At 66.9% G+C, this 1,098-nt stretch carries 1 protein-coding gene; it reads right to left on the bottom strand.

The annotated features are described in order from the left end of the window. A partial coding sequence (locus ACZ7HQ_RS45190; protein WP_471003395.1) for a helix-turn-helix domain-containing protein occupies window positions 1–1,019 on the bottom strand: 1,019 nt, incomplete at its 3' end. Window positions 1,020–1,098: the final 79 nt, after the last annotated feature.

Below are 1,098 nucleotides of genomic sequence, written 5' to 3'. Positions count from 1 at the left end.
CATTCGTAGAGGCGCCGCTGGGCGGCGCAGCTTTCCCAGGCCAGGGGATGGAGGTGAACCGTGATGAAGTCGGAAGTTCCTGGTTCGAGGTCCAGCTCGATGAAGCCTCTGGCGTGCAGCCCGTCCCAGACCTGGTCGTTCTGCAGGGCGTTGAAGACTTCGATGCTGAACTGGACGGGGTGGGGGACCATGAGGGTGACCACGGTGCGCCACTGATGGCTGGTCATGGCCTCGGACAGGAACTTCAGCTGTGTGGAGGCGACGGCGAAGGGGCGGCGCTTGATTTCCTTGGCGAGGTCGTCGATCTCCCGGGAGAGCTGCTGGGCTGCTCGCGGTGTCTGCGCGTAGGCGACGTTGACCTGGGCGACAGCGTGCCGTCGGACGAGGTCTCGGTACCGTCCGAGGTCGTAGTTGACCAGCCGGGAGACCATGGTCGCAGGGCGGCGCAGTTGGTCGGCGATCTTCAGGAGCGTCTTGTCGTCCGGCTCGACGCGGGCGAGGTGGTGCTGGACTTCTGCGCGTTGGAAGAGCTCGGACAGAAGTCCGGCGATGACGGTGCGCCGTTCGTCGGCCGCGGGGTGGCGGTCTAAGGCGCGGTGGATCATGGCCAGGGGGAGGCCCAGCGCCTCGGCGATCTTCAGGGGCAGGGTTCCGTCGTCTCTGGCGGGGAGTATCGCCAGGCGCTCGACGTCCCGGTACGTGGTGCGGCTGACCCCGACGGCCTTGGCGAGTTCGGCGGCGGTCAGCCCGGCGTAGCACCGCAGGTCTTTGATCTGGTCGGCCTTGCCGGTGCGGGCCTGATAGAGCTCGCGGGGGTGGACGTTGAAGACCTGGGCCATCTGCGCGACACGTTTGGGTTCCGGAACCGATGTCCCTTGCTCGTAGGCGAGGACTCTGGCCTTGGACGTCTTCAGCAGGCGGGCGAGTTCGGCGGCGCTGAGGTGGCGGCCGTCCACCTTCCTACTCGCGCGTAGCTTCCTGAGGATGCCGGCGTCGAATCTGGCGGTTCCCCGTGCCACGAACGTCTCCCTCCCGAGCTGATCGCCCAGTGCGCAAGGTACCGTTTAGGGGCGATCCGGTGCCTAGCGATCCACCCGG

The sequence above is a fragment of the Streptomyces sp. NPDC037290 genome, assembly GCF_055603245.1.
The sequence above is the reverse complement of the archived record's forward strand: the minus strand, read 5'-3'. Positions and strand labels throughout refer to the sequence as shown.